At 65.1% G+C, this 26,269-nt stretch carries 25 protein-coding genes and 1 pseudogene; 11 read left to right on the plus strand and 15 right to left on the minus strand.

Annotated features, from left to right (window positions below; translation table 11 throughout):
* Positions 1-13 precede the first annotated feature (13 nt).
* Positions 14-643, minus strand: a complete 630-nt coding sequence (locus M0765_RS02805) for a class I SAM-dependent methyltransferase (RefSeq protein ID WP_258501903.1) — start codon at positions 641-643, stop codon at positions 14-16.
* A gap of 170 nt (positions 644-813) precedes the next feature.
* On the opposite strand from M0765_RS02805, the gene M0765_RS02810 reads away from it, so the two are divergent.
* Positions 814-1,212, plus strand: a complete 399-nt coding sequence (locus M0765_RS02810) for a VOC family protein (RefSeq protein WP_258501904.1) — start codon at positions 814-816, stop codon at positions 1,210-1,212.
* Positions 1,213-1,230: 18 nt separating this feature from the next.
* Complete coding sequence (locus tag M0765_RS29135) at positions 1,231-2,058, plus strand: helix-turn-helix transcriptional regulator (protein ID WP_258501905.1); 828 nt, start codon at positions 1,231-1,233, stop codon at positions 2,056-2,058.
* A gap of 21 nt (positions 2,059-2,079) precedes the next feature.
* Here M0765_RS29135 and M0765_RS02820 read toward each other — a convergent pair whose 3' ends face one another.
* Positions 2,080-2,877: a helix-turn-helix transcriptional regulator gene (locus M0765_RS02820; protein WP_443098584.1), complete on the minus strand. Its 798-nt coding sequence runs from the start codon at positions 2,875-2,877 to the stop codon at positions 2,080-2,082.
* Between the two features lie 71 nt (positions 2,878-2,948).
* Between M0765_RS02820 and M0765_RS02825 the strand changes: the two genes are divergently transcribed.
* Both M0765_RS02825 and M0765_RS02830 read left to right on the plus strand, forming a co-directional pair.
* The gene (locus tag M0765_RS02825; protein WP_258501907.1) at positions 2,949-3,437 is read left to right on the plus strand and encodes a DUF3237 domain-containing protein; all 489 of its coding nucleotides are present in this window, start codon (positions 2,949-2,951) and stop codon (positions 3,435-3,437) included.
* Positions 3,438-3,486: 49 nt separating this feature from the next.
* Positions 3,487-4,500: a Bug family tripartite tricarboxylate transporter substrate binding protein gene (locus M0765_RS02830; protein ID WP_258501909.1), complete on the plus strand. Its 1,014-nt coding sequence runs from the start codon at positions 3,487-3,489 to the stop codon at positions 4,498-4,500.
* An 18-nt stretch (positions 4,501-4,518) separates the two neighbouring features.
* On the opposite strand, the gene M0765_RS02835 is transcribed toward M0765_RS02830, so the two are convergent.
* Positions 4,519-5,421, minus strand: coding sequence for a LysR family transcriptional regulator (locus M0765_RS02835; RefSeq protein ID WP_258501910.1), 903 nt, complete (start codon positions 5,419-5,421; stop codon positions 4,519-4,521).
* Between the two features lie 130 nt (positions 5,422-5,551).
* Here M0765_RS02835 and M0765_RS02840 point away from each other — a divergent pair, with 130 nt between their 5' ends.
* Together M0765_RS02840 and M0765_RS02845 are read left to right on the plus strand one after the other, a co-directional pair.
* Positions 5,552-6,346, plus strand: a complete 795-nt coding sequence (locus M0765_RS02840; RefSeq protein WP_258501912.1) for an SDR family NAD(P)-dependent oxidoreductase — start codon at positions 5,552-5,554, stop codon at positions 6,344-6,346.
* A gap of 15 nt (positions 6,347-6,361) precedes the next feature.
* On the plus strand, positions 6,362-7,561 hold the full coding sequence (locus M0765_RS02845; RefSeq protein ID WP_258501913.1) for a major royal jelly family protein: 1,200 nt from the start codon (positions 6,362-6,364) through the stop codon (positions 7,559-7,561).
* Position 7,562: 1 nt separating this feature from the next.
* Here M0765_RS02845 and M0765_RS02850 read toward each other — a convergent pair.
* The 3 genes and pseudogenes from M0765_RS02850 to M0765_RS02860 form a co-directional block, all read right to left on the minus strand.
* Positions 7,563-8,300 (minus strand): annotated as a pseudogene (locus M0765_RS02850) (NADPH-dependent F420 reductase); the annotation flags it as partial.
* Positions 8,301-8,316: 16 nt separating this feature from the next.
* Positions 8,317-9,294 carry a tripartite tricarboxylate transporter substrate-binding protein gene (locus M0765_RS02855; RefSeq protein ID WP_258501915.1) on the minus strand — a complete coding sequence of 326 codons (978 nt, stop codon included), beginning with the start codon at positions 9,292-9,294 and terminating at the stop codon, positions 8,317-8,319.
* Between the two features lie 30 nt (positions 9,295-9,324).
* A complete protein-coding gene (locus M0765_RS02860; protein WP_258501916.1) occupies positions 9,325-10,491 on the minus strand; it encodes a mandelate racemase/muconate lactonizing enzyme family protein in 1,167 nt (388 codons plus the stop codon).
* Positions 10,492-10,594: 103 nt separating this feature from the next.
* Here M0765_RS02860 and M0765_RS02865 point away from each other — a divergent pair, with 103 nt between their 5' ends.
* The 5 genes from M0765_RS02865 (at position 10,595) to M0765_RS02885 (ending at position 16,224) form a co-directional block, all read left to right on the plus strand.
* A complete protein-coding gene (locus M0765_RS02865; RefSeq protein WP_446751587.1) occupies positions 10,595-11,491 on the plus strand; it encodes a LysR family transcriptional regulator in 897 nt (298 codons plus the stop codon).
* A gap of 51 nt (positions 11,492-11,542) precedes the next feature.
* Entirely contained in the window at positions 11,543-11,797 is a 255-nt protein-coding gene (locus M0765_RS02870) for a DUF7661 family protein (protein ID WP_258501918.1), read from the plus strand.
* A 158-nt stretch (positions 11,798-11,955) separates the two neighbouring features.
* Complete coding sequence (locus M0765_RS02875) at positions 11,956-12,609, plus strand: alpha/beta fold hydrolase (RefSeq protein WP_258501919.1); 654 nt, start codon at positions 11,956-11,958, stop codon at positions 12,607-12,609.
* A gap of 14 nt (positions 12,610-12,623) precedes the next feature.
* Positions 12,624-15,008 carry a DNA polymerase II gene (locus M0765_RS02880; protein ID WP_258501920.1) on the plus strand — a complete coding sequence of 795 codons (2,385 nt, stop codon included), beginning with the start codon at positions 12,624-12,626 and terminating at the stop codon, positions 15,006-15,008.
* Between the two features lie 88 nt (positions 15,009-15,096).
* Positions 15,097-16,224: a sensor histidine kinase gene (locus M0765_RS02885; protein ID WP_258501921.1), complete on the plus strand. Its 1,128-nt coding sequence runs from the start codon at positions 15,097-15,099 to the stop codon at positions 16,222-16,224.
* Positions 16,225-16,237: 13 nt separating this feature from the next.
* On the opposite strand, the gene M0765_RS02890 is transcribed toward M0765_RS02885, so the two are convergent.
* The 9 genes from M0765_RS02890 to urtB all read right to left on the minus strand — a co-directional run bounded on the left by M0765_RS02890 (position 16,238) and on the right by urtB (position 26,140).
* Positions 16,238-16,879 (minus strand): response regulator transcription factor, encoded by a 642-nt coding sequence (locus M0765_RS02890; RefSeq protein WP_126748070.1) that lies wholly within the window; start codon positions 16,877-16,879, stop codon positions 16,238-16,240.
* A gap of 12 nt (positions 16,880-16,891) precedes the next feature.
* Entirely contained in the window at positions 16,892-18,256 is a 1,365-nt protein-coding gene (locus M0765_RS02895) for a cache domain-containing protein (RefSeq protein ID WP_258501922.1), read from the minus strand.
* Positions 18,257-18,316: 60 nt separating this feature from the next.
* Positions 18,317-19,255, minus strand: coding sequence for a VTT domain-containing protein (locus M0765_RS02900; protein WP_258501924.1), 939 nt, complete (start codon positions 19,253-19,255; stop codon positions 18,317-18,319).
* A gap of 37 nt (positions 19,256-19,292) precedes the next feature.
* Positions 19,293-20,303: an aldo/keto reductase gene (locus tag M0765_RS02905; protein ID WP_258501925.1), complete on the minus strand. Its 1,011-nt coding sequence runs from the start codon at positions 20,301-20,303 to the stop codon at positions 19,293-19,295.
* Positions 20,304-20,393: 90 nt separating this feature from the next.
* Positions 20,394-21,644, minus strand: coding sequence for an MFS transporter (locus tag M0765_RS02910; protein ID WP_258501926.1), 1,251 nt, complete (start codon positions 21,642-21,644; stop codon positions 20,394-20,396).
* 142 nt (positions 21,645-21,786) lie between these two features.
* The gene (gene urtE, locus M0765_RS02915) at positions 21,787-22,479 is read right to left on the minus strand and encodes an urea ABC transporter ATP-binding subunit UrtE (protein ID WP_258501927.1); all 693 of its coding nucleotides are present in this window, start codon (positions 22,477-22,479) and stop codon (positions 21,787-21,789) included.
* Between the two features lie 12 nt (positions 22,480-22,491).
* Complete coding sequence (urtD, locus tag M0765_RS02920) at positions 22,492-23,370, minus strand: urea ABC transporter ATP-binding protein UrtD (RefSeq protein ID WP_258501928.1); 879 nt, start codon at positions 23,368-23,370, stop codon at positions 22,492-22,494.
* Positions 23,367-24,596: an urea ABC transporter permease subunit UrtC gene (gene urtC / locus M0765_RS02925; protein WP_258501929.1), complete on the minus strand. Its 1,230-nt coding sequence runs from the start codon at positions 24,594-24,596 to the stop codon at positions 23,367-23,369. The genes urtD and urtC overlap by 4 nt, the downstream gene beginning before the upstream one ends.
* Positions 24,593-26,140: an urea ABC transporter permease subunit UrtB gene (gene urtB / locus M0765_RS02930; RefSeq protein WP_258501930.1), complete on the minus strand. Its 1,548-nt coding sequence runs from the start codon at positions 26,138-26,140 to the stop codon at positions 24,593-24,595. Before urtB ends, urtC begins: the two co-directional genes overlap by 4 nt.
* Between the last annotated feature and the right edge of the window lie 129 nt (positions 26,141-26,269).

The following is a 26,269-nucleotide window of genomic DNA, read 5'->3' on the forward strand; positions in this document are numbered from 1 at the left end:
CCCCGCGGGCTAGTCAGCGACCGAACACCAACAGCAGGTTGTTCGCGGGCATCGCCTGGCGTTCACGCAATGAGAGGCCCGCTGCGCGCGCTTCTGCCGCCACATCTTTCAGGCGGCGAATGCCCCAGCCGGAATTGCGTGAACGCAGGTCTTCATCGAAGGCGAGGTTGCTTGGTGCGGGCACGGCGTCTTCTTCGAAGTAAGGCCCGTAAGTGATCAACACCCCGCCGGGAAGCAGGTGCCGCGAGGCCCCGTGCATCAGCGCGACGCATGCGGCCCACGGTGCGATGTGCAGCATGTTGGCGCAGTAGATCGCGTCGAACTTCGTTTCTTCTTCGCCTTGGCCGAACGCAGCGCCTTGCGAGGGCCATTGCGGCGCCGTTACGTCGAGCAGGAGCGGCGGCCTGAGATTGGGCAGTGCGGCTTCTTCGACGCGCGCCTCAAGAGCGGGGAGCATGCGGGCGTCTGCGTCGGTAGGCTGCCATGTCCATCGGGGCATTGCCGCTGCAAACCAGGCGGCATGCTGGCCTGTGCCGGATGCGATTTCCAGCGCGGCGCCACGCTCGCCGAGGATGCGTGTCAATGCCTCGAGGATGGGCTGCTTGTTGCGGTCGGCAGCTGGGCTGTGGGGTAAATCAGGCATTCTGGAATCGGCGCGGATGGAATGAACTGGAGGGTATCAGGACGAGGCCCGCTCGACGATGTGAGCGGATCGGCACTGAATTTGAGCGACTTTGAGCTATGAGCGCCCTCAATGCGTGCCTAAACTCGCTTCCTTGTCAAATTGTCCAAAAAGCAGAAAAGGAGATACCAATGTTCAATCACATCATGATCGGCAGCAACGACATCGAGCGCTCTGAACGCTTCTACGATGCGGTTCTTCGCGTGATCGGCGCAGAGAACGGGCCTGTCCGCAACGTTGCGGCGACGGGTCATGTTCGCCTGTTCTACCGGCACGACGGAAGTACGCTGGGGATCAGCGAGCCCATCGACAACCAGCCTGCCACGTGTGCGAACGGAGGCACCATCGCGTTCAAATGCGCGAGCCCCGAGCTGGTGAAAGAGTTTCACGACACGGCGGTGGCGCATGGCGGCGTATCGATCGAAGATCCGCCGGGTTTGCGTGACGAGGCGTTGGGCCGCTATTACCTCGCCTACGTGCGCGACCCCGATGGCAACAAGCTGTGTGCCATTCACCGGGTGCGTTCCTAGCCTTCATCACCGCTGGTCGTGACGAAGCACGTCTCGGTAAGGTCCCTGGTCTCGCGCCCGGAGATCGGCACGACGGCCAATGTCGTTCAGCACAGCACGCTCCGAATCAGCCAGCTGGCGCTCGACAGCCCTGCCCTCATACTGCTGCGGCACGGCAAGAAGACGCTCCAGTCCGGCCAGCGCCGCTGGAGCCTGCAAGGCGGCGAAGCCATTGTGCTGGCCGGCGGCCAGACCTTCGACGTGTTCAACCAGCTGTCGGCACAAGGTCTTTTCGAAGCACGCTGGCTCCTTTGGGACAAGGCGATCATCGAAGGTTTCGAGCAGGGTTGCCATGAAGCGCGGCCCCTGCGCCAGGCGGCCGTGCTCCGGGGCGCCGGGCGAGAGTTCCACGATTCCGTCGACCGCGCCATCGAAGCGGTGTCCTCCAACGCTTCCCAGGTTCCCGCCGAGATTGCAAGGCACCGGATGGCGGAGGTGTTGGTGTGGCTGTCCTTGTTCGACATCGCGCTCGCGGCCCCGCAAGGCGCAACAACGATGGTGGCAAGGCTGCGCAGCTTGTTCGCCGGCTCGCTTTCAGAGCCGTGGACGATGGCCTCGGTGGCCGCTCGGCTTGCCATGAGCGAAGCAACGCTCAGGCGAAGACTGAGTGCGGAGGGAGCGACCTTCGCGTCGGTATTGACCGATGCACGCATGTCGTTCGCCATGACGTTGCTCCAATCGACCGACCATGCGGTCACCCGAATCGCATCGAGCGTCGGCTACGATTCGGCGTCGCGATTTTCGGTAAGGTTCCGCGCACGGTTTGGATTTGCCCCGACGGCGGTTCGCGGCCATCGCAGGACCTGAACGCGAACAACAAGCACGCGGTCAAACCCCGGCTTTGCCTGCCCCGCGCTCCGGCAGCATGAGCGCGAACAGCTCGCTGCGAAAGTGGATTCCGAGCCTGTTGAAAGCCCGGTTGCGATAGGTCTTGACCGTTGGCAGCGCCAGGCCCATATCTGATGCGATGCCCTCCTGGGTCATGCCGCGCAGCAGCCGAAGGCACACGTTCAACTCCTGCGTCGTGAGGGCCGGACAACGGGCCAGCAGCCGCGCCCTGAGTTCGTCGGCCACGTCGACGCGTGTCAGGGCGATGTGCTTTCGGGCCAGGGCCATGAGCAGGCGCCCGGCAATGCCGAAGTCGGCCAGCTGCGCATCGCTGAGCGGACGCTGATGGGTATGCCGATAGAAGTTGACTGCAAACAGCGCATCGTCGCACGCCGCAGGCTCCTCCTCGACCACGGACACGCGTTCCACCACGCCATGGGCTTCATACACCTTGGCACGATGTTCGGCGGGCACTTCCGGCGCGGTGATATGGCACACGCGCAGTTGCGGCGCACTCGTTTCGCGCAAGGTGCGGTCGCTTCGGATGGGGCCCGAGAGGTAGGCGCGCCAACAGTCCCGCGTGGTGTCGGGCATGCCCCGGCTGCCGCTCAGAAAGATCGCCGGCCGCGAGCCGGTGCGGTAGACCGAGAACGAGCCCACCGGCAATGCCGAGGCCATGGCCTCCAGAAGGCAGGCCCCGAACCCCGGTTCGCCCACCGCGGGCACCACCATCGGCAGGCGCTGCAGCAGCGGCGCTCCGACAGGTTCGGCGGACAAATCAGGAATCCAGGTGCGCATGGGGCAATACGGGGAATCCCGTCATCTTCCAGGATGACAGCGCTGCCCGGCCACCGGACTTACGCTAGGGCATGGCTCCCATCCCTCAGCAAGACGATCCGCTTGCCGCGCCGCGGCTCACCTGGTTTGCCGACATATCCGTCGACGTCGGCGAGCCGATGGTGCTCAGCGAGGGCGCCCAGGGGCTGCGCCGCGTGGTGCCCATTCTGGGTGGCCATGCCAAGGGTGAGGGCTGGACCGGACGCGTGCTGCCAGGCGGCGCCGATTTTCAGCGCATCGCGAGCGACACGGTCTCGGAACTGGACGCGCGCTACGGCCTGGAGACGGATGCGGGCGACCGCATCTACGTGCGCAACCGCGCGATGCGCACGGCACCGGCCGAGGTGATGGCGCAACTGCTGCGTGGCGACCCTGTCGACCCGGCGCAGGTCTATTTCCGTTGTGCGCCCTCGTTCGAAACGCGCAGCGAGTCGCTGCGCTGGATCACCGAGCGGATGTTCGTCGGGGTCGGCGTGCGCCACCCGGCCCAGGTCGTCATGCGCTTTTTCGTGCTGCAGTAATCCCACGCGCCGACCCGCCTCCCTATTTCAACACCGACAGGAGACCTGAATGACCACCGCCCTTTCCACGGGCGCGCGCCGCCGCGCGCTCATCGCCGCCACCACGCTGATCGGGCTCGCAGGCATGTCGTGGGCGTCGCAGGCGCTCGCCCAGACAGCCGCTTATCCCCAGCGGCCGGTGCGCCTTGTCGTCGGCTTTCCGGCCGGCAGCGGTCCGGACATCGTGGCGCGGCTGCTGGCCCAGAAGCTGTCCGAGGGATGGGGAAATCTCGGCGTCATCGTCGACAACAAGCCGGGCGCCGGCGGGCTGATCGCCGCTTCTGAGGTGGCGCGTGCGCAGCCCGACGGCTACACGCTCATGCTCGGAGAAACCGGCCAGCTGGCCATTGCGCCCAGCAGCTACAGCAAGCTCTCCTACGACCCGAAGAAAGACTTCGTGCCCGTGAGCCAGGTGGTCACCTCCAACTTCATGCTGGTGGTCAACCCTGCCAAGGTGCCGGCGCGTGACGTGAAGCAGTTCGTGGAATGGAGCCGCGGGCAGAAGGGACTGTTCATGGGCACATTCGGCGCAGGCACGCCGGGCCACTTCGGCGCGTTTCTCTTCGGCGACGCCATCGGCATCAAGCCGGAGCCGGTGCACTACAAGACCACGGGCGATGCGCTGGGCGGCCTGTTCAGCGGCGATGTGTCGGGTGCCTTCGCGAGCGTGGGCCTGTCGGCAGCCAACGTGAAGGCCGGCAAGCTGATCGCGCTGGCCTCCAGCGGCGATACACGCAGCGCCAGCCTGCCCGACGTTCCGACCTTCCGCGAGCAAGGTTTTCCGCAGCTGGCTTTCAACTCGTGGTTCGGCGTCGTCGCGCCGGCCAGGACGCCGCCAGAGATCGTCGCCCGGCTGGAGACGGACATCCGCAAAGCCGTGCAGTCGGCCGAAGGCAAGGCGAAACTGGAGGATGCGGGCTTCAGCGTCACGGGCACCACGTCGCAGGAGTTCGCCCGCGTGATCGCGGCGGACACGGCAAGCTGGGGCAAGGTGGTCGCCGCGACAGGCTTCAAGGCGGATTGAGCCCGGAGGAGGCTCGCATCACGTTTGCTTTTCGGCCAGAAAATCGATCAGCGCACGCGACGCGGACGAGAGCCGGCGGTGCGGTGCATAGATCACCGAGAACGGCCGTGTGCGCCCGCGTGACTGCGCCAGCACCTCGACCGCACGGCCCTGAGCCACGAACTCGCGTGCGATGAAGTCATAGGTCTGGCAGATGCCCAGGCCGTTCAGGGCCAGCGAAACCACACCCATCACATCGTCCGACACCTGCAGGCTGCCGTGCGGCAGCCAGTCGAGGTCGCGTCCATCCTCACGCAGCAGCCAGGGCGACACACGGCCGGTGCTCGGCATCACGAAAGGCAGGCAGCTGTGGTGCGCAAGTTCGGCCACGCTGCCCGGCGCGCCCGCGCGCTCGATGTAGCCCGGCGCCGCGAGCAGGCACATTGGCGCGTCTTCGAGCTTGCGGGCGACCATGCCGCTGTCGGGCAACTGGCCCAGCCGGATCGCGAGGTCGTAGCCCTCGGCCACCAGGTCTACGTTGCGATTGGTGATGTTCAGTTCGACGCGCACTTGCGGATGCCGCGCGGAAAAACTCAGCAGCAGCGCCGGCAGCCGATGATGGCCGTAGGTGGTCGGCACGCTCAGGCGCACGCTGCCCGCCAGCGCATCGCCCGGGACCTGCATCGCCCGCTCGGCATCGTCGATCAGCGCGAAAGCCGCGCGCGACTGCTCGAGGTAGGTACGCCCTTCTTCAGTCAGGCCCAAGCGCCGTGTCGTGCGGCGCAGCAGCTGCACACCAAGCCGCGTTTCGAGCCGGGTAATGGCGCGGCTGAGCACCGACGGCGTGGTGGCTAGCGCCACAGCAGCGGCCGTCATGGAGCCCTTCTCGACCACTGTGACGAAGGTTTCCACATCTCCCAGGTGATCGAATCGCCGCGCCATCTTGACTCCTGAAGAACAAATATTTTCCTTTGAGGCCAGTTTATCGCCTGCTCAGCCATCAATACAGTCGAACCATGACTTGGGCCACGGCCCGAGCCCCTGAAACAAGCCATCAAGGAACACCTGCATCATGGATCTGCAACTCAGCGGCAAGACCGCCATCGTCACCGGCGCAACGGCCGGCATCGGCCTGGCCATTGCGACCACGCTTGCGCGCGAAGGCGTGTCGGTCACCATTACCGGGCGCGGCGGCGACAAGCTGGACGCCGCAGTGCAGCGGATTGCAGCCGCGGCGCCGGGCAGCCGGGTAACCGCCGTGGTCGCCGACCAGAGCAGCGCAGAGGGCGCGGCCCGGCTGATCGAAGCGCAGCCGGACGCGGACATCCTGGTGAACAACCTCGGCTACTACGAAGCCAAGCCCTTCGCCGAAATTACCGACGAAGACTGGCTGCGCATGATCGAGGTCAATGTGATGTCGGGTGTGCGCCTGTCGCGCCATTACTTCCCGCGCATGCTGCAGAAGAACTGGGGCCGGGTGATCTTCATGTCGAGCGAGGTCGGCGCATTCACCCCGCCGGACATGGTGCACTACGGCGTCAGCAAGTCGGCGCAGCTTGCGGTGTCGCGCGGCTTGGCCGAGTTGACCAAGGGCACCGGCGTCACCGTCAACAGCGTGCTGCCTGCGGCCACCCGCTCCGAAGGCATCGTGGAGTACCTGCGGCAGACGGCGCCGCGCGCCGGCATGACCGACGCGCAGATCGAAGCGCACTTCTTCCAGACCTACCGGCCCAGCTCGCTCATCGCCCGGATGATCGAGGCCGACGAAATAGCGGCCATGGTGGCGCTGCTGGCCAGCCCGTTGGGCGCAGCGTCCAACGGCGCCGCGGTGCGCGTCGAGGGCGGCTCCTTCCGCTCGATTCTCTGATCCGGAGATTGCACCATGTCGTCTCCGCTCATCGTGCTGGCTGCCGCCTTCGCACTTTCCACCGCGGCCTCTTCCGCCGACACCGCGCCCCTCGAGCGCTGGCGCAGCTACGCCGGCGTGAGCTGGGAGGCGCCGAAGGACGGCGCCGATCCGGCGCCGTTCGAATCGTCGGTCAATGCACCCATTGCGGGCTTGCACTTCGACGCACAAGGCGCCGCCTACGTCAGCACGCCGCGGCTGGTGTCTGCCGACGCACCGGCAACCCTCAGCAAGCTGGACACCCGCGTGCAAACCGGGCCAGCGCGACTGACGGCATTTCCGTCGAAAGAGGGCAACGCCGTGAAAGGCGCGCCGGACCAGAGCTTGCGCAATGTGCTGGGCTTTCACGTCGACCGCAAGAACGGATGGCTGTGGGCGCTCGACCTGGGCTTTGTGGCCGGCGAATCCGAAGCACCGCCGGGCGCCCAGAAGGTGCTTGTGCTCGACCTGAAGTCAGGCCGCACGGTAAAGCGCATCGGGCTGGACGGCGCGGCCGACCGCAAGGGCAGCTTTCTCAACGACATTGCAGTCGACGAACAGCGCCGCGTGGCCTATATCTCCGACAGCGGCATGCGCAGCGCACCGAACAACATGGTGGGCTTGATCGTGGTGGACTTCGCCTCAGGCAAGGCGCGGCGCGTGCTGGACAGGAACCCGAACCTGCAGGTCGAGCCCGGCGTGAAGGTGGTTGCTCATGGTGCGGAGGTTTGGCCGGGCAACCCGCTGCTGCTCGGCATCAACGGCATTGCGCTGTCGCCCGATGCCCGCACGCTCTACTGGACAGTGACGACAGGGACGCGCGCCCGCGCACTTCCGACGGCGATTCTGCGCAAGGCCGGTGCGAGCGACGACCAGATTGCCGCGGCGATCCGCGATCTAGGCAGCGTAGGCGGCAACACCGACGGGATCGCGACGGATTCGGCGGGCGGGCTCTACATCACGGACGTTACGCGCAACGGCATCGTGAAGTACGACCCTCGCACAAAGTCGATGTCGCTGATCGCGTCCGATGAAGGCGTGCGCTGGCCCGACACCGCCGCAATCCATCCGGATGGCGACCTGGTCTTCACCTCGAGTGCCTTGAACGATCATTTTGCGGGAGCGGTCAAAAGCGGAGAGGAGCGATATGAGCTGTGGCGCTTGCGGATCGACGGGAAGATGGCACGGCCGCGCTGATCTATGCGGTAGCACTCCGGTTTCGCGCCACGATTTGCGCGTGCGTCAGTGCGCCGCCTGCCGATGCAAACTCCTTCATCAAGGCATCCCGATTGCTGGGCGCGCGCTCCCTTTTCGCTGCTTCGACCGCCAGCTTCAAATCACCGATCGTCAACTCGGTGCAGTATGCGGGCGTTCCCGGCTGCTGGCGCCAGGAGTCCTGGAGGCCCCCGGCGTCCAGCGCGTCAAACCCTGTTTGATCGACCAGCTGCCGGGCTGTCGCCGTTGCCGTCGCATCGTCTCCAGCCACGGGAATCGCGAGACGACCGGGCGTACCTGCAGGCCGTCCCCCTGCTTCCAAGGTCGCGGCCAGAACGGCGTTCCATGCCTTCACCACGGGACGTCCGATCTGTTCCTGGCTCCATATGCTTTCAGGCTTTCCGCCGTCCACCTCGGCAATTGCGCCATCGCGGCTTGGATAGTAGTTGGAGGTATCGATGACCACAACCTCCTGCGCCACGCTCTCGAACAGGTTCGCGAGGTCCCGATGACTTGCAAACGGAATCGCAAGGATGACGACCTCGGCATCGGCCACCGCCTTTTCCTTGGTCACCGGCGTGGCACCCACTTCGTCGGCGAGGTCCCGAATGGTTTGCGGCCCCTTCGAGTTGGCAAGCCTGACGTCATGGCCGCTGGCTGCGAGCTTGCGGGCGAGGCACGCGCCGATATTGCCGGCGCCGATGATTCCGATCTTCACGCTCTTTCTCTCCTCGCGCTCAGTCGGCGTATTCGCCGGCGTCCTTGATCACTTTCGCCCAGCGGGCCTTCTCAGCTTCCACGAACTTCCTGTGGCCGGCCGGGGCCAGGCGCTCGTCATTCACCACGGTAAGGCCCAGCGCCTCTTCGCGCTTGATGAGTTCCGCGTCCTTCAAGGCGACGCGAAGCGCCGCGTTCAGCTTCTCCAGCACCGCGGGCGGCGTTCCCTTGGGCGCATACAAGCCGTGCCAGACCTGCACGTCGAAGTCCTTGAGTCCGGACTCCGACAGCGTGGCGGTGTCCTTGAGCGATGGCAGCGGCAGGCGCTTGAGGCTTGTCACGCCGTAGACCTTGACCTTCTTGCCTTCGATCTGCGGAACGGCGTTGGTGGCCTGCTCGCACATGAGATCGACCTGCCCGCCAATAAGGTCCGTCATGGCTGGCGCGGTTCCCTTGTAGGGCACGGCCGTCATGGTGGTCTTCAAGGCGCTTTGGAACATCAAGCCGCAGAGGTGCGATGCAGAGCCCAAGCCTGCATGGGCGAGGTTGACCTTTCCGCCGTTCGCGGCAATCCACTTGCGCAGGTCCGCGAAGCTGTTGGCTTCCAGGGTCGGCTTGCCGATCACCACCGAAGGAGCTTCGTTGATCACACCCAGCATCTCGAAATCATCGGGCACCTTGTAAGAGAGCTTGCGATACAGCGCGGGCGCGGTTGCCATGCCGATGTGATGCACCAGCAGCGTGTAGCCGTCCGGGGTGGCGCGCGCCACCTTGGCCGAGCCGATGGTGCCGCCCGCACCGGCAGCGTTTTCGACGACCACGGTCTGGCCGAGCGGCTTGCGCAGTGCCTCGGCCAGATCGCGGGCGATCTTGTCGCTCGGGCCGCCGGCTGCGAACGGGACCACCAGCGTGACGGGTTTGTCCGGAAACTCTGCAGAGGCCAACGCAGCCGAAGCGAACAGGCCGAGGCCGGCGGCGTAGCGCCAAATGCTTTTCATGGTGTTGTCTCCTTGGGTGGGTTATTTGCTTCAGGCCGAAAGCGCTTGCATCTCCCGGTACAGATCGGCCTTGCCTTCGAAGCCGATTCCCGGCAAGTCAGGCAGGGTCACAAAGCTGTTCTCGACCTTCACACCGTCCGGGAACCCGCCGAACGGCTGAAAAAGGTCAGGATACGACTCGTTGCCGCCAAGGCCAAGGCCGGCCGCAATGTTCAGCGACATCTGGTGACCGCCGTGCGGGATGCAGCGGCTTGCCGACCAGCCATGTTCCTTCAACATCTCCAGCGTGCGCAGGTACTCGACCAGGCCGTAACTAAGCGCGCAGTCGAACTGCAGCCAATCGCGGTCCGGGCGCATGCCGCCGTAGCGGATCAGGTTGCGCGCATCCTGCATCGAGAAAAGGTCTTCCCCCGTGGCCATCGGGTTCTTGTAGAAATTGCGGAGGGCCGCTTGCAGTTCGAAGTCCAACGGGTCGCCCGGCTCCTCGTACCAGAACAGGTCGTATTGCGACAGGGCCTTGGCATAGGCAATCGCGGTTTCCAGGTCGAAGCGGCCGTTGGCGTCGACGCAGAGCTTCTGGCCGTCCTGCAGCACTTCCATGATCGAGTCGATGCGGCGCAGGTCTTCGTCGAGTGAGGCTCCGCCGATCTTCTTCTTCACGACCGTGTAGCCACGGTCGATGTAGCTGCGCATCTCGTCCTTCAGCTTTCCGTGGTCTTGCCCCGGGTAGTAGTAGCCTCCCGCTGCGTAGACGAAGATTTTGCGGTTGGGCTTGCCGTCGCCGTAGCGGTCGGCCAGCAACTGGAACAGCGGCTTTCCTTCGATCTTGGCCACCGCGTCCCACACCGCCATGTCGATGGTGCCGATGGCCACCGAGCGCTCGCCATGGCCGCCCGGCTTCTCATTGGTGAACATGGTGTTCCAGATCTTGTGCGGATCGAGGTTGTTGCCTCTGTCGTCGACGAGGGACGACGGGTTCGCTTCCATGATGCGCGGGATGAACCGCTCGCGCATCAGCTTGCCCTGGCCGTAGCGGCCGTTGGAGTTGAAGCCGTAGCCGACGACCGGCTTGCCATCGCGGATCACGTCGGTGATCACCGCGACAAGGCTCAGCGTCATCTTGCTAAAGTCGATGTAGGCGTTGCGAATGGGCGAGCTGATGGGGATGGTCTTCTCGCGGATTTCGACGATCTTCACGGTTGTCTCCAGAACGGGTGAGTGGGAGACTGAATGGTCGGCCGCGCCGCCTTTTTCGGCCAATGTTCAATTTCTCAACTTCTATGCGCTGGACGAACCGGACATGAACCTGATCTGGCTTGACGACTTCCTGGCGTTGGCGGCAACAGGCAACTTCTCGCGCGCAGCCGATGAACGCCATAGCTCCCAGCCCGCATTCAGCCGCCGCATTCGCGCGCTGGAAGAGTGGATCGGCGCCGACCTGTTCGACCGCAGCACGCAGCCCGCCACGCTCACCGAAGTGGGTGAGTGGTTTGCCGCGGTGGCGCAGGAACTGATCGCGAGGGTGGCCCGCGTACCAGGTGACGCGAGGAAGATTGCGGAGGCCAGTTCGGTGACCCTGCGCATCGCGTGCACGCATGCGCTTTCCATGACTTTTTTGCCGCGATGGATTCGAAGCCTCGAGTCCAGCATCACGCTCGGGCCGGTGCAGCTCATGTCCGACGTGCTTCAGCGCTGCGAATCGCTGATGCTGCAAAGCAAGGTTCAGTTCGTTCTGAGCCACGCACATCCCGATGCGCATGGCGCGCTCGATGCAGACACATACGAATCAGCCCGGATCGGTGGGGACATGCTGATTGCAGTGTCCGCACCCGATGGCTCCGGCAAGCCGCTGCATCAGCTTTCACGCAAAGGCGCATCGGCCGTGCCGGTGCTCTTGTACAGCGAGGAATCGGGGCTGGGGCGCATCATGCGCGCCTTGGTGAGCCCGCGGCTGGAGTCGCTCGATGTCCAAGTCGTTTTCACGGCTCATCTCGCCTCGGTGCTCCGGACGATGGCGCTGGACGGCAGGGGCATCGCATGGCTGCCGCAGACCCTTGTGGAAGAAGACATCGGCCAAGGGCGCCTTGTCGCCGCAGCGAGCAGCGAGTGGGCCGTTCCGCTGGAGATCAGGCTCTATCGGGACAGCAAGCTCCTGGGGAAGGCGGCGAATGAATTCTGGAGTGCTGCGATCAGGTGAGCAGCCAGTCGCAGTCGCAGTCGTTGACCGATTGTTGAGAATGGATGCTCTATGCGATACCGCTTCAACGTTTTCGGGCGAATCATTGCCATCGAGCGAGTCGGCGACGCATGGGCCGCTCACCTTGCAGGAGACGACGGCAAGCGTCGGCCAGCAGGACTCGCGATTCCGTCCGATGTGCCTCACGCCGAGCTGGCGCAGTATCTCTACGACATCTACCATGAGTCTGCGACGCCCACGAACGGCGATGTCTTCGAGATCGAGCCCCGAGGTCAAGAACCCATAGAGACTCGTCGCCGACAATAGGTAAACGGCAAGATTCCGAAGGCCGCAACCGCCTATGCAGAAGGGCCGCCGAGCGATGCGCGAACGCGATCTGCAAACGACAATGGCGCGTGTTGAACGTGCTGCGGTCCGATGGCTCAACGCTGGCTCCGCCGCCTCATTCGAGAGGACAAAATCAGATGGCAAGATTCGTTTTGGTGCCGGGAGGTTGGCACGGGGCATGGGCCTTCGACGATGTGAGCAAGGTGCTCTCGAGCGAAGGCCACGAAGTGCAGGCGCTCACGCTCTCCGGCCTTGGCGATGAGCCTGCGAACGGGGTCAATCTCGAACGTCATATCGACGAGGTGGTTCAGGCGATTCGGGGGCACGATACGCAGGCCATTCTTGTCGGTCATTCATATGGAGGAATGGTCATCACGGGTGCGGCCGACAAGGAGCCGTCGCGCGTGGAAGCGATCGTTTACGCCGATGCCTATGTGCCGGACAACGGCGCGTCGGTTTGGTCGCTCACCACCCAGAATTATCGGGAGCGTTTCATTGCGGGCGTGGCGGCGGATGGCTTGAGCTGTGCGCCTTCGGTTCATCTGGACAGGCGATGCCGCCCGCACCCCATCGCGACCTTTCTGCAGGCGATCAAGTTGACGGGCGCGTGGCGCAATGTCCGAAGCAAAGCCTTCGTTGCCGCGTTCGGCTGGGAAGGGAGTCCGTTCATCGAGCTGTACGAACGTCTGCGGCTGGACGCCGAATGGGCTACGCATCGTCTGGACTGCGCACACGATATTCCGCGGCTTGCCCCAGAGCCTTTCGCGAGAATCCTCCTGGAGTACGTATAGGAAGCCGAGCTCTCGTGACATCAACCGAACTCCAGGGCTTCATCCTTACCCGCCACTGGCGTGACGCGCCCGCCGGTACAGAGATCGAGTACTGGCTGGCAACCGATGCGGGGCCGAGGAAAGTGTTGCTGACCTCGCGCCGCAGCGTCGCGTTCGTCGCCAATCGGCATCGGGGGGCGGTGGAAGCCCACCTCACGGCCATGCCGGACGTGCAGTTGCGTGAGCTTGAACTGAAGACGTTCCATCAGGAACCTGTCCTCGGTGTGTATGCGAAGCACTTCCGCCAGCTTGGCCGGTTGGCGCGCGCCCTGCAGGCCCAGGGCATTTCCTTGCTCGAGGCCGACGTGCGCCCGCACGACCGCTACCTGATGGAACGCTTCATCACCGCCGGCGTGCGGGTGGAAGGCGGGCGGGTAGAGCGCGCCACCATCGTCGACTGCAAGCTCAAGCCCGCGCCCGAGTACCGTCCCGTGCTGAAGGTCGTGTCGCTGGACATTGAGACGAGCCAAGACGAAGCGCTCTATTCCATCGCGCTGGACGGCACGCCGGAGCGCGTCGTCTTCATGTTGGGCGAGCCGCCGCCAGAGCCGCCAGCCGGGTCTGACGAACCCATGGCCTTTTTGCTGATCTATTGCGCGTCCCGCAAGGCCATGATCGAAAAGCTCAACGACTGGTTCGAGCGGAATGACCCTGACGTCATCATCGGCTGGAACGTCATCCAGTTCGACCTGCGCGTGCTGCAGAAGACGGCCAACGACTGCGGCGTGCAGTTCCTGCTGGGGCGGGAGGGCCGCCCGATCGAATGGCGGACCCATCCGGGCAAGCAGGGCTACCTGTTCGCGCCTACATCGGGCCGGGTCATCATCGACGGCATCGACGCGCTCAAGGCCGCGGTGTGGAGCTTTCCGTCCTTCAGCCTGGAGACCGTCTCGCAAGCGCTGCTCGGTGAAGGCAAGGCCATCGGCGATGAGTACGACAAGATGGCGGAGATCGAGCGACGCTACCAGGAAGACAAGCCCGCGCTCGCGCTCTACAACATCCGGGACTGCGAGCTGGTGCTGCGGATCTTCGACAAGGCCAAGCTGCTGCAGTTCGTGATGGAGCGGGCCCAGACCACCGGCCTGCAGGCCGACCACTTCGGCGGCTCCATCGCTGCGTTCAGCCACCACTACATGCCGCGGATGCACCGCCTGGGTTACGTGGCGCCGAATGTGGGCGAAATTGCGAGCAAGGCCTATCCGGGCGGGTACGTGATGGACTCCAAACCGGGCTTCTACGACTCCGTCGTGGTGCTGGACTACAAGAGCCTCTACCCTTCCATCATCCGGACCTTCCTGGTCGATCCGGTGGGCCTTGTCGAGGGAACGAATGCCAGCGACCCGGCCGTATGCATCAGGGGACCGAAGGGGACAGTCTTTTCGCGGGACAGGCACTGCCTGCCCGAGATCGTGACCACGCTCTGGCGCGCCCGGGACGAGGCCAAGCGGACGAAGAACGAGCCGCTGTCGCAAGCGCTGAAGCTGCTCATGAACTCCTTTGCCGGCGTGCTGGGCGCGGCCGAGTGCCGGTTCTTCAACCCCGATCTGGTGTCCGCCGTCACCCTGCGCGGACACGAGATGATGAAGCTCACGCGCGAGTTCGTGGAGAGGCGGGGCTACGAGGCCATCTATGGCGATACCGACTCCATCTTCATCTGGCTCAAGCGCACCCACACCAACGAGGAGGCGCACGCCGTCGCGGCAAGCCTGGCGGCCGACATCAACGACTGGTGGACGCGCACCCTTCGCGACGAGCAGGGCCTGGAGAGTTTTCTGGAGATCGAGGTGGACACTCACTACAAGAAGTTCTTCATGCCCACCATTCGCGGCTCGGAGGTCGGCAGCAAGAAGCGCTACGCGGGCCTGAGTGTCGATGCCGCCGGCAAGGAGGAGATGGTGTACCGCGGCCTGGAGATGGCACGCAGCGACTGGACCCCGCTGGCGCGGCAGTTCCAGGAGGGCCTGCTTTCACGCATTTTTCAGGGCGCGCCCTACAAGGAATTCGTGACCGACTATGCGAGGTCGACACTGGCCGGCGCCAAGGACGACCTGCTCATCTACCGCAAGCGCCTGCGCCATCGGCTCGACGCCTATCTGGTCAACGTGCCGCCGCAGGTGCGAGCCGCTCGCATTGCCGACGAACACAACGGCCGCATCGGCCGGCCCAAGCAGTATCAGAAAGGCGGCTGGATCCAATACGTGATGACCAGGAACGGGCCGGAGCCGCTGGAAACCCGCCATTCGCACATCGACTACGAGCATTACCTGACCAGGCAGCTCCAGCCGATTGCCGACGCCATTCTCCAGCCCATCGGAGAGAGCTTCATGGCCTTGACGACTTCGCAGCGCGGGCTTTTCTAGCCGAGATCGACGCGGCGAATGCAGGCAGAATGCGGCACGGTCTCCTCGCTTTCGGTCATCTACCTTGTCACTGCTCTCGAAGGCACCTATGCGTCTGGCTGAATTCATCAACATCCATAGCGAGACGATCGTCGCCGAGGCGGCACGGTACGCGCGTACGCTGGCGCCCCTTGCACATGAATCGGAGCTGACCCTCAGGGATCACATCCCGAAGATCCTCGAGGCGATCGTGCTCGACCTGGAGAACAGCCAGTCGTCCAACGAAGCGCATGCCAAGTCCCTGGGCCAAGGGGCGGCCCTTTCGGGTACCGAAGATTCCGCTGCTCAAACGCATGGGCGCCAAAGAGCGAGAAGCGGCCTTCAAATGACCCAGCTCGTCGCCGAGTACCGCGCCCTCAGAGCGGGTGTGCTCAGGCTGTGGGCAGAAAAGGAGCCTGTTGCGGTTTCTGTGGTCGACGTCATCCGGTTCAACGAAGCCATCGACCAGGCCGTGGCGGAGTCCGTCGAGTTCTTTTCCGAGGAAACCGATCAGCTCAGGAACGTATTCCTGGGGGTACTGGGGCATGACTTGCGTGGGCCCCTGAATGCGATTCTTCTCACCGCAGAACTCATTTCGAGAAAGACAAAAGAATCGCCGATGTCCGAAGTGGGTGTGCTGATACGCAGCGGGCGGCGAATGGCGTCGCTCCTGGACACTTTGCTGCAGTACAACAGGTCGGCCCTGGGTGGAGGCATGAAGATTCACCGGGAGCACACCAACCTGGGCGAACAATGTGCCGCAGAAGTCGAACTGTTGCGCGCCGCACTTCCGGACGCGCACATCGATTTTTCGGCAGGAGCGGATACAGAGGGCTTGTTCGACGCCTCAGCCGTGCGCGAAGCATTGGGGAACCTGGTCAACAACGCGGCGACCTACGGCGACGCCGGGCCCATTTCGGTGACTTTGACCGGCGGCGTGGGTGCCGTCTTGCTGAAGGTGGCGAATACGGGTCAGGAGATTCCTTCCGCCGAAATTCCCAAGTTGTTCAAGGCCCTTGAGCGAGGTTCCGCAGCCGGCGCCTCCGGCAATCGGACAAGTCTCGGGCTCGGGCTCTTCATCGTGCAGCAGATTGTTGCCGCACATGGCGGACAGGTGCGATGCGTGAGTTCCCCGGCGGGCACGAGCTTCGAGCTCGAACTTCCCCGAATCGCGGCGAGCGCATCACCGACCGCGTAAGAGGCCCGGCGGTTCACCCGCCCCCAAATTCCCGCGCGTGCTCCACCGCGTACTTGATCAGCTCGGCCTGCCCCTCGATCCCCAGCCGCCGTTTGATGCTCTGCCGGTGCGCTTCCACCGTGCGAACGCTGAGCCCGAGGTCGCGCGCAATCTGCTTGCTGGATTCACCCCTGCCCAGCGCCGTGAGTATTTCGCTCTCGCGCGGCGTGAGCAGCGGCTTGGGCGCCTGGTTGCGGAACAGCTTCTTTGAAACGGCCGGGCTCAGGAAGGTGCCGCCGGCCGATACGGCCTCTATGGCGGCAACGATCTCGGCGGCCGGCGCGTCCTTCAGCACGTAGCCGCGCGCGCCTACCTGCAAGGCCTTCTGCACGTACTCGGGGTTGTCGTACATGCTGAGCATCACCACGTGCGGCGCGGGCTGGCGTTGCAGCACGAGCGCGGCCAGGTCGATGCCGTTCATGTCCTTCATGCCAACATCCATCAGCAGCAGGTCGGGGCGCAGTTCTTCGACGAGCGCAAGCGCCTCGGCTGCGCTGCCCGCCTCGCCGACGATCTCGAGGTTGGGCATGGAGCCGAGCCGCGCGCGCAGGCCGTCGCGCACCAACGGGTGGTCGTCGACCAGAAAGAGGCGGATGGATCGGGCGGCGTCTTTCATCGCGGGGTCCGGCTATTCAGGCTTGGCGCTCTGGGTCGGCACTTCGGCCACGATGGTTGTTCCGCCTTCGCCAGACCGCACGCTGAGCCGCCCGCCGATCGACTCCATGCGCTCGCGCATGTTGCGCAGGCCGATGCCGCGGCGCGGGTCGAGCTGCATGGCGTCTACGTCGAAACCTTCGCCGTCGTCGCCAATCTCCAGCCGCACACCGTCTTCGTCCGAGAAGCCGAGGGCAATGTGCACGCGGTTCGCCTTTGCGTGCTTGCGCACATTGGTCAGCGCCTCTTGCGTGACGCGGAAGAGCGCGGTCTTGGCTTCTTGCGAGAGCTCGAAGGCCTCGCCTTCGATCATGATCGACGCATCGATGGCGCCCTCTTCCGCAAACTCGTCGCCCAGGCGTTGCAATGCGGCGGGCAGGCCAAGGGTGTCGAGCAGCGCCGGGCGCAGCCGATGCGAAATGCGCCGCACTTCGAGCAGCGAATCATTGAGCCTTTGCAGTGCCTTGGTCAGTGCGGGCGGTGACGCCTGGCTTTCGCGGTCGAGTGCATCCACGGCGGATTCGATGAGCAGCTTGGCGGACACCAGCGTTTGGCTGGTACCGTCGTGCAGCTCGCGCGCGAGGTGGCCGCGCTCTTCTTCTTGCGACTGAACCACGCGCCGCGCGAGCAGCCGCAGCTTGGCCTCGGCCACGCGGTGTTCGCTCAGGTTGAGCAGCAGGCCGGTGGCGCTCACCACGCCCAGGCACAGCGCGGCAATGCCGGCAATCCAGAGCAGCGTGGTGGTGACATTGGCGCTCATCTGCCGGTCGAGCGCCTGCATGGTGGTTTCGATGTCGTCGAGGTACAGGCCGGTGCCGACCATCCAGTTCCAGCGCGGCAACGCGGTGACGTAGCCCAGCTTGGGCGCCATCTGCTCGCTGGAGGGCTTGCGCCATTCGTACTCGACATAGCCGCCGCCCACGCGCGCGCCGGCAATCAGGTCTTGTATGGTGAAGCGGCCGCGGGAGTCGCGCAGGTCCCAGAGGTTCTTGCCCACGAGGTCGGGCTGGCGCGAATGCATGAGGGAGCGGCCCTGCATGTCGTAGACGAAGAAGTAGCCGTCATCGCCGTAGTCGAGCGCGGCCAGGCGGCGCAGGGCTTCGTTGCGGGTTTCTTCGTCGTCCAGGCCCGCGTCGTACAGCGGCCGCACGATGCTCACGGCCAGGTCGACATAGCTGCGCAGTTCGCTGCGCCGCTGGTCCATGTAGCTTTTCTCGATGAGCGCACGCTCGCGCCGCGCCAGGTCATGCTCCTGGTGGCGCACCGCCAGGGCAACCAGCACCAGCGCGATGAGCAGCGGTGCAACGGCCAGCGCGACGATCTTGGTGCGGAGGTTCATCGGAGGGCAAGACTACCACCGGGGCGGGTCCTGTCCTGCCCGATGACGCGGTTGGACCGATCAGTGCAGACTGGTGGGCCGACCCGAGGCTACCCATGCGTCGAGCCCGCCTGTGAGCGGCAGTGCGCGGCGTGCGCCGCGGGCCAGCAGCACGCGCGCAGCCTGGGCGGCCGACACCTCGTTGGGGCAATTGCAGTAAAGCACCACGTCGCGCCCGCCCACCAGCGGCAGCTCTCCATGCCGCTGCTGCAGCGCCTTGAGCGTGTATGAAAGCGCACCCGGAATGCGGCGCGGGTCGACCTGCAGGCCGGCCTCTCCACGCACATCGATGACCAGCGGCGGCACCTCGCCGGCCAGCAGATCGTGCAGCTCGTCCACGGTGATGCGCGGCATGCCGGTCAGCCGCATGAATGCGCGGCGGCGCCAGTAGCGCACAACCAGCATCACGGCCAGCACAACCACAAGCGCAAGCGTCGCAATGCCGCCAGCCTGCGCGAGCATGGCCAGCACCTCCTGGATCTGGTCGCGAAAAGCCCAGCCGAGCCCGAGGAAAACGCCGGTCCAGATGAGTGCGGCGCCAATATCGAACCCGATGAAGCGCCACACCGACATGCCCAGCGCACCGGCCATCGGCGGCGCCACCACCGAGACGCCGGGCACGAACTTGGCGGCCACCAGCGAGAGGCCGCCCCACCGGCCTATGAGCGATTCGCCGCGCCGCACGCATGAGTCGGGCGACAGCGAGATGCGGCACAGAAGGCGCATGAAGCGGTAGCCGAAACGCCGCCCGGCATAGAACCAGGCGCCGTCGCCCAGCAGGTTGGCAAGCACCGCAGCCACCACCACGCCCACCACCGAGACATTGCCAGCCGCCAGCAACGCGCCCGAAACCACCAGCACGGCTGCGGCAGGCACGGGCAAGCCGAGGCGCGCGGCAAAGCTCGCCGCGAAGACGATCGCGATCGCGTTCTGCACCAGCAGCGACATCAGCTGTGCCATGGCAGCAGCGCGAGGTGGGGGTTCACTCGTTCAGGGCCTAGCGGGGCGCGTCGCCCTTGCGGTATTCGGCCGTGAGCTCGTCGAGCTTCTGCTTCAGTGCCGGGTCGAGCTTGTATTCCGCGGCTGCCAGCGTAGCGTCGAGCTGTTCGGGCCGGCTGGCGCCCAGCAGCGGCGCGGTAATGAGCGGGTTGGCCATGACCCACGCGACCGCCAGCGTGGCCAGCGGCACACCGGCTTCGTCGGCCAGCTTGTGCAGCTGCGTCACCGTGTTGAAGCTGCGCTCGTTCCAGTAGCGGTCCTGGTACATGCCGCCCGCGGTGCCGAGCGTGAAGCGCGTGTTTTCCTCAGGCTTGGCACCGGGCTTGTACTTGCCGGTGAGCAGGCCGCCGGCCAGTGGGTTGTAGGGAATTACGCCCAGGCCTTCTTCGGCCGCCAGCGGCAGCAGCTCGCGTTCGATTTCGCGGAACAGCAGGCTGTAGCGCGGCTGCACCGACACATAGCGCGTGAGCTTGTGCAGCTCGGCCTTGCCGAGCGCGCGGGCCAGCCGGTAGGCCAGGAAGTTGGACACGCCGATGTAGCGCGCGCGGCCGGATCTGACGATGACGTCCAGCGCCTCCAGGCTCTCTTCGAGCGGTGTCTCGCGGTCGTCGCTGTGCAGCTGGTACAGGTCGACATGGTCGGTCTGCAGCCGCTTGAGCGAGGCGTCGATGGCGTCGAGCAGGTGCTTGCGCGATGCGCCCTGGTCCCAGCTGTTGGGGCCGACCTTGCCGACAGCCTTGGTGGCCACCACGAAGCGGCGGCGGCCGGTGGGGCCTTGCTTCTGCAGCCAGCGGCCGATGATTTCTTCGGTGCGGCCGGTGGTCTCGACGGTGCCGCCCAGCGGGTACACGTCGGCCGTATCCAGAAAGTTGATGCCGCCTTCCGCGGCCTTGTCGAGAATGCTGTGCGACACGGCCTCGTCGGTCTGCAGGCCGAAGGTCATGGTGCCGAGCGCAAGGCGCGACACGGTCAGGCCCGTGCGGCCGAGCCGGGTGGTGGGAATGCTCATGGTGGTCTCGATCCGAAGCGATGAGAGAGGTGTGGAAGGGCGGCGGTCATCATAGACACGGCCGCACAATCCTGCATGCGCCGGTTTTTCTCAGGTGGCTTCGAGCCGGCCGCCCTGCCGTGCGCCGGTGCGTGCGCTCATTACCGCCCAAGCGAAGATGCCGATGCCCGCGAGCGCCAGCAGCGCCCCGACCCACCCGGTCGAGGTCCAGCCCAGGCCCGCCGCAATGGCCACGCCGCCGAGCCACGCGCCGAGCGCGTTGGCCATGTTGAAGGCCGAGTGGTTGAGCGCGGCGGCAAGCGTCTGCGCGTCGCCGGCCACGTCCATCAGGCGAATCTGCAGCGCCGGGCCGATGGCGACGGTGGTGCCGATGAGAAACACATTGAACGCAGCGGTAAAGACGTTGTGCGCCGCGAACGTGAACATGGCGAGCACCAGCGCCGCATACACCAGCAGGCCGCCGATGGTGCGCATGAGCGACTTGTCGGCCAGCCGCGAGCCGACGAGGTTGCCCGTGACCATGCCCAGGCCGAACAGCGCAAGCACGAAGGGCACGCCGCCCAAAGGCAAGCCAGCCACCTCGATGAGCGTGGGCTTGATGTAGCTGAACACCGAGAACATGCCGCCGAAGCCGATGGCGCCGATGCCTAGCGTGAACCACACCTGCTTGCGCTTGAGCGCGCCAAGCTCGCGCCAGGGGCTGGCGCCTGCGGGCGCCGCAAGATCGGGAATGTCGCGGCGCAGCAGCGCCACGGCAATCAGCGCGATGACGCCGACGAACACGAAGGCCGCGCGCCAGCCGAACAACTGCCCGAGCCAGGCGGCAATCGGCACGCCGACGAGCGTGGCGCCGGTGAGCCCCAGCATGACAAGGCCCACGGCCCGCGCGCGGCGGCCGGGTGGCGCCAGCGTGGCCGCCACCAGCGCGGCAACGCCAAAGTAAGTGCCGTGCGGCAGGCCGGTCGCAAAGCGCAGCAGGTTGAGCGACATGTAGCCCGGGGCCATGGCGCTGGCGAAATTGCCGGCGGCAAAAATGGCCATGAGCGCAATCAGCAGTGCGCGGCGCCGCCAACCCGCGGCAAGCACCGCGAGCACGGGCGCGCCGATGACCACGCCGAGCGCGTAGGCGCTGATGACGTGGCCCGCCTGCGGAATGGTGACGTCGATGTCGCGCGCAACCTCGGGCAGCAGGCCCATGATCACGAATTCACCCGTGCCGATGGCGAAGCCGCCCACGCCGAGTGCGAGCACGGCCCGCAGGAAGTTGACGGGGCGCGGCGATGCGGAAGAAGAAACAGCGGTGTCCGCGCTGCTGTCGGGCGCGGGTGGGGAGGCGTTCAAGGCCAGGCTCCTGGGAGGTGCCCGGCGGCGCGGGCAGAAGCCAAATTTTAGGGTAAACCCTGAATTTCTGCCGATACGGCGATGCCGCGAGACCAATACCGCCAACCGCCAACCGCCATGCCGGCGGGTGGCCGGCCGTCTGTCAGATCGCCACGAGCTGGCGCACGCCCTGCGCTTCCATGTCCTTGCCGAGGCCGCGCGCAATCACCTCGCCGCGCTCCATCACAAGGTAGTCGTCGGCCAGTTCCTGGGCAAAGTCGTAGTACTGCTCGCACAGCACGATGGCCATGTCGCCGCGATCGGCCAGCATGCGGATGACGCGGCCGATGTCCTTGATGATGCTGGGCTGGATGCCTTCGGTCGGCTCGTCGAGGATCAGCAGCTTGGGCTTGGGCGCCAGGGCACGCGCAATGGCAAGCTGCTGCTGCTGCCCGCCGGAGAGGTCGCCTCCCCGCCGGTTGATCATTTGCTTGAGCACGGGGAACAGCTCGAACAGTTCCGACGGAATGGGCGTGCTGCCACTCTTGTAGGCGAGGCCCATGCGCAGGTTTTCCTCCACCGTGAGTCTTGAGAAGATCTCCCGGCCTTGGGGAACAAAGCCGATGCCGGCTCTTGCTCTTTCGTAGGGCGTGGTCTTTTGGATCGGCTTGCCTTCGAGTTCGATACTGCCGCTCTTGATGGGGACCAGGCCCATCAACGACTTCAGAAGCGTTGTCTTGCCCACGCCGTTGCGGCCCAGCAGCACGGTGACCTTGCCGAGCGTTGCTTGGAAGCTCACGTCCCGCAGGATGTGGGAGCCGCCGTAGTACTGGTGGATGTTCTTGACTGTCAGCATGAAATCGATTCCTCAGCGGCCAAGATAAACCTCGATCACGCGCTCATCGGACTGCACTTCGTCCAACGTGCCTTGAGCGAGCACCGATCCATCGCACAGCACGGTCACGATCTCGGAAATGGTGCGGATGAAGCTCATGTCGTGCTCCACCACCATCAGCGAGTGCTTGCCCTTGAGGGTGAGAAACAGCTCGGCGGTGCGCGCGGTTTCTTCGTCGGTCATGCCGGCGACGGGCTCGTCGAGCAGCAGCAGCTTCGGGTCTTGCATCAGCAGCATGCCGATTTCGAGCCATTGCTTCTGGCCGTGGCTCAGGTTGCCGGCCAGGCGCGACACGCTGTCAGCCAGGTGAATGGTGTGCAGCACTTCGGCCAGCCGGTCGCTCTGCGCCGAGTCGAGCCTGAACAGCATCGACGCGCGAACGCCCTTGTTGGTCTTGAGCGCGAGCTCGAGGTTCTCGAACACGGTGAGATGCTCGAACACCGTCGGCTTCTGGAACTTGCGGCCGATGCCCAGTTGGGCAATGTCGGCCTCGCGGTGGCGCAGCAGGTCGATGGTGCTGCCGAAGAACACCGTGCCCGAGTCGGGCCGCGTCTTGCCGGTGATGATGTCCATCATCGTCGTCTTGCCCGCGCCGTTGGGGCCGATGATGCAGCGCAGCTCGCCCGGCGCAATATCGAGCGACAGCTTGTTGATCGCCTTGAAGCCGTCGAAGCTCACGCTCACGTCCTCAAGGTACAGGATGCGGCCGTGCGTGATGTCGACCTCGCCCGGCGTGGCAATGCGGCCGAAGCCGGCGGAACGACCGCCCGACTCGGTGCTGCCGCTCACGTAGTGCATGCCGTGGGCCCTTGCCGCGCGCTCGGCCCCGGCTTCCATCAGGTCGGGCGTCATGCGCGCGCTCCCTTCACTTCAGGCGCGAGCGGTGCATGCAGCGCCTCGGGCTCCATGCCCTGCGCGGCGGCCATGGCGCGCTGCGCTTCCTCGCGGCCGGCACTCGGTGCAGCGGGTGCCGCCTTCTCACGCGACAGCCATTTCTTCACCAGGCCCACGATGCCGTTCGGCAGGAACAGCGTGACGGCAATGAACAACGCGCCAAGGAAGTACAGCCAGTACTCCGGGTACGCCACAGTGAGCCAGCTCTTCGCACCGTTGACGATGAAAGCGCCGATGATCGGCCCGATGAGCGTTGCGCGACCCCCCACGGCCGCCCAGATCGCGATCTCGATGGAGTTGGCCGCGCTCATCTCGCCCGGGTTGATGATGCCGACCTGCGGCACGTACAACGCACCGGCCACGCCGCACATGATGGCCGAGATGACCCAGATGGTGAGCTTGTAAGGCAGCGGGTTGTAGCCCGAGAACATCACGCGCGTTTCGGCATCGCGAATGGCTTGGAGCACGCGACCGAACTTGCTGCCGATGAGCCATTTGGCAAACAGGAAGAAGCCGAGCAGCGTGATGCCTGTGAGCGCGAAGAGCGTCATGCGCATTTCTTGCGTGGCAATCGGAATACCGAGGATGCGCTTGAAGTCGGTAAAGCCGTTGTTGCCGCCAAAGCCCGTCTCGTTGCGGAAGAACAGCAGCATCGCCGCAAAGGTCATCGCCTGCGTGATGATCGAGAAGTACACGCCCTTGATGCGCGAGCGGAAGGCGAAGAAGCCGAACACGAAGGCGATGAGGCCCGGCACCGCGACGATGAGGATCAGCGTGGCGATGAAGCTGTCGCTGAAGGTCCAGTGCCAAGGCAGCGTCTTCCAGTCGAGAAACACCATGAAGTCCGGCAGGTCGCTCTTGTAGTTGCCGTCGCGGCCGATCTGGCGCATGAGGTACATGCCCATCATGTAACCGCCCAGCGCAAAGAAGAGGCCATGGCCCAGCGAGAGGATGCCGGTGTAGCCCCAGATCAGGTCCATGGCCAGCGCGCAGATGGCGTAGCACATGATCTTGCCGACCAGCGCCACGGCGTAGTCGCTCATGTGCAGCGGGCTGCCGGCCGGCACCACCATGTTGAGCACCGGTGCCACGGCGCACACCACGATCAGCGTGACGAAGAAGGCTGTCCAGCCCTTGCCGCTCAACAGCGGCCCTTTGGTGGGAAGTACGACCTCGCTGCTCATGCCTCTGCGCTCCGGCCCTTCACGGCGAAGATGCCCTGAGGTCTCTTTTGAATGAAGATGATGATGAAGACAAGCACCGCAATCTTCGCGAGCACCGCGCCCGCCCAGCCTTCGATGAACTTGTTGAGAATGCCGAGCCCCATGGCCGCATACACCGTGCCCGCGAGCTGGCCTACGCCGCCCATCACGACCACCATGAAGCTGTCGACGATGTAGCTCTGTCCGAGGTCAGGACCCACGTTGCCGATCTGACTCAGCGCACAGCCTGCGAGGCCGGCAATGCCGGAGCCGAGCGCGAAGGCATAGGTGTCGATGCGTGCCGTGTTCACGCCCATGCACGAGGCGATCGGGCGGTTCTGCGTGACGCCGCGCACGAACAGGCCGAGGCGCGTGCGGCCGATGAGCCAGCCCATCGCAAGCAGCACCAGCACTGCGAAGATGATGATGCAGATGCGGTTCCACGGCAGCGTGACGTTGCTCAGCATGGTGAAGCCGCCGCTCATCCAGCCGGGGTTTTCCACGCCGACGTTCTGCGCGCCGAAGAGCGTGCGCACGAGCTGCTGCAGCATCAGGCTGATGCCCCAGGTGGCGAGCAGCGTTTCGAGCGGGCGGCCGTAAAGAAAGCGGATCACCCCGCGTTCGAGCACCGCACCGACGAGCGCCGACGCAAGGAACGCCACCGGAACGGCCGCCACCAGGTACCAGCCGAAGGCCGCCTCGGGCATGTAGCGCTGGAAGATGCCCTGCATCACGTAGGTGGCATAGGCGCCGATCATCATCAGCTCGCCGTGCGCCATGTTGATGACGCCCATCAGGCCGTAGGTAATGGCCAGGCCCAGCGCGGCGAGCAGCAGCACCGAGCCCAGGCTGATGCCGCTGAACACCGCGTTGATGCGGTCGCCCCACACCAGCGAGCCGTCGATGCTGGCAATGGAAGCGACGATGGCGGCCTTGACGTCCGCTTCGGTCTCGTCGGCGAGCCGCTGGTTGAGCAGCAGCTTGGTGTCGGGGCTGCTGTTGGCGCCCAACTCCTTGGCCGCGGCGAGGCGCTTGGCCTTGTCGGCGCTGGTGAGCATGCTGGCGGCGCGCACCAGCTGGAGCTGCGCCTTGATGCCGGGGTTGGTCTCGGCGGCCAGCGCCTTCTCGACCATGGGCACGCGGGATTCGTCGGGCTCCTTGAAGAGCGCCTGCGCGGCTTCGGCGCGCACCGCGTCGTCCTTGCTGGTGAGCTTGAGCGCAGCCTGCGCGGCATCGAGCGCGCCGCGCATCAGGTTGTTGTTCACCACGTCCTCGGCGGTGTCGGGCACTTTCAGTTCGGCGCCGGTCACCGGGTCGTAGCCCTTGTCATCCTTCATCACGAAGACCTTGTCTTCGGTGTACTTGACCGCGTCTTCCGACATGGCCTGGATGAAAGCGGCGGTTTTTTCGTCGGCCGTGAGCACGGCCTTGTTGAGCGCGGTGATGCGCGATTCGGAATCGCCGGAGGCGATGGCCCTGGCTTCGTCGGCGGTCAACGCGTGAGCGGCCGTTGCCATGAGCAGCATGGCGGCGAGTGCGCAGTGAAGGGATCGTCGAAGCATTGTGAAAGTGGGAGTTGGGATTGGCTCCCTCCCTTCCGGGGAGGGTTGGGGTGGGGCACACGGCGCTCATTCAGGCGCAGTGACCAGATCGAC

Source organism: Variovorax sp. S12S4, from assembly GCF_023195515.1.
Lineage (GTDB): Bacteria > Pseudomonadota > Gammaproteobacteria > Burkholderiales > Burkholderiaceae_C > Variovorax.

Coding starts and splice junctions, on each gene's coding strand:
- M0765_RS02805 (WP_258501903.1), bottom strand. CDS start 643: ATGCCTGATTTACCCCACAGCCCAGCTGCCGACCGCAACAAGCAGCCC.
- M0765_RS02810 (WP_258501904.1), top strand. CDS start 814: ATGTTCAATCACATCATGATCGGCAGCAACGACATCGAGCGCTCTGAA.
- M0765_RS02820 (WP_443098584.1), bottom strand. CDS start 2,877: ATGCGCACCTGGATTCCTGATTTGTCCGCCGAACCTGTCGGAGCGCCG.
- M0765_RS02825 (WP_258501907.1), top strand. CDS start 2,949: ATGGCTCCCATCCCTCAGCAAGACGATCCGCTTGCCGCGCCGCGGCTC.
- M0765_RS02830 (WP_258501909.1), top strand. CDS start 3,487: ATGACCACCGCCCTTTCCACGGGCGCGCGCCGCCGCGCGCTCATCGCC.
- M0765_RS02835 (WP_258501910.1), bottom strand. CDS start 5,421: ATGGCGCGGCGATTCGATCACCTGGGAGATGTGGAAACCTTCGTCACA.
- M0765_RS02840 (WP_258501912.1), top strand. CDS start 5,552: ATGGATCTGCAACTCAGCGGCAAGACCGCCATCGTCACCGGCGCAACG.
- M0765_RS02845 (WP_258501913.1), top strand. CDS start 6,362: ATGTCGTCTCCGCTCATCGTGCTGGCTGCCGCCTTCGCACTTTCCACC.
- M0765_RS02855 (WP_258501915.1), bottom strand. CDS start 9,294: ATGAAAAGCATTTGGCGCTACGCCGCCGGCCTCGGCCTGTTCGCTTCG.
- M0765_RS02865 (WP_446751587.1), top strand. CDS start 10,595: ATGAACCTGATCTGGCTTGACGACTTCCTGGCGTTGGCGGCAACAGGC.
- M0765_RS02870 (WP_258501918.1), top strand. CDS start 11,543: ATGCGATACCGCTTCAACGTTTTCGGGCGAATCATTGCCATCGAGCGA.
- M0765_RS02875 (WP_258501919.1), top strand. CDS start 11,956: ATGGCAAGATTCGTTTTGGTGCCGGGAGGTTGGCACGGGGCATGGGCC.
- M0765_RS02885 (WP_258501921.1), top strand. CDS start 15,097: ATGCGTCTGGCTGAATTCATCAACATCCATAGCGAGACGATCGTCGCC.
- M0765_RS02890 (WP_126748070.1), bottom strand. CDS start 16,879: ATGAAAGACGCCGCCCGATCCATCCGCCTCTTTCTGGTCGACGACCAC.
- M0765_RS02895 (WP_258501922.1), bottom strand. CDS start 18,256: ATGAACCTCCGCACCAAGATCGTCGCGCTGGCCGTTGCACCGCTGCTC.
- M0765_RS02900 (WP_258501924.1), bottom strand. CDS start 19,255: ATGGCACAGCTGATGTCGCTGCTGGTGCAGAACGCGATCGCGATCGTC.
- M0765_RS02905 (WP_258501925.1), bottom strand. CDS start 20,303: ATGAGCATTCCCACCACCCGGCTCGGCCGCACGGGCCTGACCGTGTCG.
- urtE (WP_258501927.1), bottom strand. CDS start 22,479: ATGCTGACAGTCAAGAACATCCACCAGTACTACGGCGGCTCCCACATC.
- urtD (WP_258501928.1), bottom strand. CDS start 23,370: ATGACGCCCGACCTGATGGAAGCCGGGGCCGAGCGCGCGGCAAGGGCC.
- urtC (WP_258501929.1), bottom strand. CDS start 24,596: ATGAGCAGCGAGGTCGTACTTCCCACCAAAGGGCCGCTGTTGAGCGGC.
- urtB (WP_258501930.1), bottom strand. CDS start 26,140: ATGCTGCTCATGGCAACGGCCGCTCACGCGTTGACCGCCGACGAAGCC.